Raw genomic sequence first — 4,069 nt, 5'->3', positions numbered from 1 at the left:
GGGGGGTGGTCTGGGGCAATGGCGGATTTCAAACGTCTTCAGCGTCCATGCGCGACAGCATGCGCATCCCGCCGACCATGCACTGCAGCGCCTGCAGCGCAGCGGCCTCCACATCGGGACTGCCGGCCTGCGGCAACTCCCAGCGCTTGAGCCGGCAACTGACTGGCCGCTCCGCCGGAAACCCGCGGGCGGCCTCGCTATCCACCGCCACCAGCAGATCGGCCCATTCCAGGTCCTTCCGGCGGAGATCGTGCATGGATCGCGCGGGGCGCACCTCCAGCCATTCCGCCAGCGCCGGTTCCGCGGCCAGGTCCTTCACCACCTGCGCGCGGCCGTCATCGATGACGGCCGCGACCAGCAATCGTGCGGGACGCTTGTACATGGGTCAGAAGGCCGCCAGGCGGGGGCGGTCGGCCTCAGGCATCACCCAGGACGCGCTGCCGGTGAGCCGCCGCGAAATCCAGCATCCGCTGTGTCGCGGTCAGGGCCTTCACGCGTTCGTCTTCGTCCACGAAGATCTCGGCACCCCCCTGCTCCAGCGTGGTCGCAAGGCTGGTCAGGTCGTTCATCGCCATCCAGGGGCAGTGCGCACAGCTGCGGCAGGTCGCGCTATGGCCGCCGGTCGGGGCCTCGATCAGGCGTTTTTGCGGTGCCGCCTGCTGCATCTTGTAGAAGATGCGGTTGTCGGTCGCGACAATGAACTCGGATTCCGGCCGGTCCTTGACCGCCGCGATCAACTGGCTGGTGGAGCCGATCACGTCCGCCTGCAGGATCACGTCACGTGGTGACTCCGGGTGCACCAGCACCGCGGCCGCCGGATGCGCCTTGCGCAGCTTCTCCAGTTCCCGCGAACGGAACTCGTCGTGCACCACGCAGGAGCCGTCCCACAGCACCATGTCGGCGCCCGTCTCCCGGCGGATGTAGTCCCCGAGGTGACGATCCGGCGCCCAGAGGACCTTCTGCCCCTGGTCACGCAGCCATTCAATCAGCGGCACCGCAATGCTGGAGGTGACCACGTAGTCGGAAAGCGCCTTCACCGCCACCGAGGTGTTCGAATACACCACCGCTGTGCGGTCCGGATGCTGTTCCCGAAAGGCGCGGAAGGCATCGGCGGGGCAGCCGAGATCCAGCGAGCACTCCGCCTTCAGTGTCGGCATCAGCACGCGCTTCTCGGGACTCAGGATCTTCGCGGTCTCGCCCATGAAGCGCACGCCGGCCACGACCAGCGTGGACGCCGGATGCTCCTTGCCGAAGCGCGCCATCTCGAGCGAATCCGCGATGCAACCGCCGGTCTCCTCGGCGATGCGCTGCAGCGAGGAATCGACATAGTAGTGGGCCACCAGCACCGCGTCCTGCTCTTCCAGCAGCGTCTTGATACGGGCCGTCAGCGCTGCCTGCTCCGACGCGTCCAGATCCGGCCGCTCGGAGACGATCGTTGCCGTTTCCGGAACGGAATACTCGGCTTCTGCCAGTGCCATGGTCTACCTCGAAAATCCACGCAACCGGGAGCGGGCCTGGTGCGCCCACAGTGGTCGTGACCCCGGGTCAGGGGCTGCGCCCAATCGCTCCTTGAGGGATGCCCGGCCGCGATCCGGCGCATGATCCCGCGGATCATGCAATGCAACCGGGGGATGTTCCCATGCGCAGATCAGTGTCATCGCAAGTTCATGATACTACGACTCACCGGCATGGGCAGTGTTCCTGTAAAGGGGACGGGGCTAACGGCCATCACCCTGCGCCACCCCCCCGATGAAAGCGCAAGCGCCGTATGGAGTGCGGCGGCCTGCCGCCGCTTTGCCCTGCAGGAGGCTCGCCTCCTGCCGCGGAAGCACGCTCAAGCACGTGAAAGCGGAAGCAAGCTCCCGCACTCCATGGCACCAACCCGGCGCAAGGGACCGCCCCCGCGGGACAGATTTATAAATCTGTCCCCGGCCCTTCAAAACGCCACGAACAATACAGCAGCCTTGCCGCGCCGACCCCGCCTTGGGCACACTCCGTGCGTTCCCCACTACCGCGTGCCAACCTTGGCCAACTATTCCGAACGCTACCGGGCGCTATCCTTCGATGCGCGCATGGAGCTCGCGCTCTCCGCCGATCTCGATCCGGACTGGCGCCCGCTGCTGGTGCGCGACCAGCACGCGCAGGTGAAGGCCTACTTCTCCCGCCGCGTGGACCTGACCCCGGAAGAGATCGCCCTGCTCCTGGGCGACCCGAACCAGACGGTGCGGCTCAACTGCGCGAAGCGCAAGGACCTCACGCCGGAGCAGGTCGAGGCCTGCGTCCGCGACCCGGACCCGAACCTGCGCTACTTCGTCGCGCGCAACCCGCTGCTGACCGAGGAGCAGCGCCAGCGCCTGCTCGCGGACAGCGACGAACTGGTGCGCATCGCCGCCCGCAAGGGCCCGAAGGAACGCACCACCCGCTCCCGTCCCGGACAGGCGGAGATGCTTCGCTAACGGTCACGAAGCAAGGGTCCGGGGGACAGACTTATAAATCTGTCCCCACCGGGCAACGCGCCGTTGGCGCCGGCCAGTACGCACGGAACCAATCGACGCACCGAGGCACTCAGATCCATCCATGACCACGACAAACGCCCGCAAACCCCGCCGCTGGCGGCGCTGGGTACTCGAGATCGCGCTGATCCTCGGCGTGGTGCTCCTGGTGCGCGCCTGGCTCGCGCGCGACCTCGCGCAGGGACCCGCGCCGGAGTTTCAGGCCCTGCTGCTGGACGGCAGCCCGGTCACCCTCACGGAGTTCGCGGATCGCCCGATGCTGCTGCACTTCTGGGCCACCTGGTGCCCGATCTGCCGCCTGGAAGAGGGCGAGATCATGCGCCTGAGCAACAGCCATCCGGTGCTGACCGTCGCGATGCAGTCCGGCAGCGCCGCCGAAGTGGACGCGCATCTGAGCGAGCGCGAACGTGAACTCGCCGTGGTCAACGACCCGGACGGTGCGCTCGCCCAGCGCTACGGCGTGCGCGCCGTCCCCAGCACCTTCATCATCGACCGGGATGGGCAGATCGTCTTTCGCAAGCAGGGATATGCGCCGCCGCTGGAACTGCGTTTCCGGCTTTGGCTGGCGCGGTGGTTGTAGCCCGATGGAGCGTCCGCACCGAGACCCGCCGTCAAAGCTCCCGCAGCACCCGAAAGCCGAGATTGGTGTCCATCTCGGTGAGGTGCCGGCGGCGGCGGGCGGCGCTGCGGCAGGCGACGGCCGGGTCGAACCACGAACCGCCCTTCACCACCACCCAGTCCTGGTCACCGCCGCGGGGATGGACACCATCCCGCGGTAGGTCCACGTGGCTGTCCCGCCAGGGCGAGCATGTGAACTCCTGCACGTTACCGTGCATGTCGTGCAGCCCCCAGAGGTTGGGCGGGAAGCTGCCGACATCCAGCGGGCGCGGCGTCGGGATGCACAACGGGATGTACCACTTGCGTCGCTCGCGCCGCTCGTCATAGGGGAACAGCGAGTTGAAGTGCACGTCCCGGCAGCCCACGGAATCACCGAAGGCAAAGGCCGTGCGCGTGCCGGCCCGCGCCGCGAACTCCCACTCGGCCTCGGTCGGCAGCCGGTAGCGCTGGCCGGTGACGTCGCGCAGCCACTCGAGGTAGGCCTCCACGTCCGATCGGCGAACGTTGAAGACCGGCTGCCGGTCACTCTTCGGCCACAGCGCCTCCGGCCGCGGCCTCCACCCGGTCGCCTGCTGAAAGGCGGCGAACTCGGCCCGGGTGACCGCGTGTCGCCCCAGCGCGAAGGGGCGCTCGATCAGTATGTAACGCCGCGGGGACTCGCTCTTCTCGTGCCCGAATTCGGAGGCATCCGAGCCCATCTCGAACTCTCCGGCCGGGATCACCTGCAACTCCGGCACCGGCACGTCTTCGCGGCTGCGGTCGCGGAACATCACGGGCACGCCTGCTGTGCGCGCCGCCTGCTGCTGCAGATCCAGCAGATCCGCCGTGTCGAGTCGCTGTAGTGCTGCCTGTGCCATATCTGCCTCGCTCTGACGTCATTCGTCCCCGCGCCGCTTCGACCAGCGTAATCGCGTGCAATTCAGTCGTGGCAGCGGTAG

General features: G+C 67.7%; 5 protein-coding genes. 2 read left to right on the top strand and 3 right to left on the bottom strand.

Annotated features, from left to right (window positions below; translation table 11 throughout):
* Positions 1-28 precede the first annotated feature (28 nt).
* Both ACESMN_RS13485 and nadA read right to left on the bottom strand, forming a co-directional pair.
* Positions 29-382 (bottom strand): precorrin-3B synthase, encoded by a 354-nt coding sequence (locus ACESMN_RS13485; protein WP_373054124.1) that lies wholly within the window; start codon positions 380-382, stop codon positions 29-31.
* Positions 383-416: 34 nt separating this feature from the next.
* Positions 417-1,478: a quinolinate synthase NadA gene (gene nadA, locus ACESMN_RS13480; protein WP_373054123.1), complete on the bottom strand. Its 1,062-nt coding sequence runs from the start codon at positions 1,476-1,478 to the stop codon at positions 417-419.
* A 594-nt stretch (positions 1,479-2,072) separates the two neighbouring features.
* Between nadA and ACESMN_RS13475 the strand changes: the two genes are divergently transcribed.
* Together ACESMN_RS13475 and ACESMN_RS13470 are read left to right on the top strand one after the other, a co-directional pair.
* Positions 2,073-2,456 (top strand): hypothetical protein, encoded by a 384-nt coding sequence (locus ACESMN_RS13475; RefSeq protein WP_373054125.1) that lies wholly within the window; start codon positions 2,073-2,075, stop codon positions 2,454-2,456.
* A gap of 121 nt (positions 2,457-2,577) precedes the next feature.
* Positions 2,578-3,093, top strand: coding sequence for a protein disulfide oxidoreductase (locus tag ACESMN_RS13470; RefSeq protein ID WP_373054122.1), 516 nt, complete (start codon positions 2,578-2,580; stop codon positions 3,091-3,093).
* A 31-nt stretch (positions 3,094-3,124) separates the two neighbouring features.
* On the opposite strand, the gene ACESMN_RS13465 is transcribed toward ACESMN_RS13470, so the two are convergent.
* The gene (locus ACESMN_RS13465) at positions 3,125-3,988 is read right to left on the bottom strand and encodes a formylglycine-generating enzyme family protein (protein WP_373054121.1); all 864 of its coding nucleotides are present in this window, start codon (positions 3,986-3,988) and stop codon (positions 3,125-3,127) included.
* Positions 3,989-4,069: the final 81 nt, after the last annotated feature.

The organism is Thioalkalivibrio sp., from assembly GCF_041690275.1.
GTDB lineage: Bacteria > Pseudomonadota > Gammaproteobacteria > Ectothiorhodospirales > Ectothiorhodospiraceae > Thioalkalivibrio.
This window is presented reverse-complemented; position numbering and strand designations above follow the sequence as displayed.

Coding starts and splice junctions, on each gene's coding strand:
- ACESMN_RS13465 (WP_373054121.1), bottom strand. CDS start 3,988: ATGGCACAGGCAGCACTACAGCGACTCGACACGGCGGATCTGCTGGAT.
- ACESMN_RS13475 (WP_373054125.1), top strand. CDS start 2,073: ATGGAGCTCGCGCTCTCCGCCGATCTCGATCCGGACTGGCGCCCGCTG.
- nadA (WP_373054123.1), bottom strand. CDS start 1,478: ATGGCACTGGCAGAAGCCGAGTATTCCGTTCCGGAAACGGCAACGATC.
- ACESMN_RS13485 (WP_373054124.1), bottom strand. CDS start 382: ATGTACAAGCGTCCCGCACGATTGCTGGTCGCGGCCGTCATCGATGAC.
- ACESMN_RS13470 (WP_373054122.1), top strand. CDS start 2,578: ATGACCACGACAAACGCCCGCAAACCCCGCCGCTGGCGGCGCTGGGTA.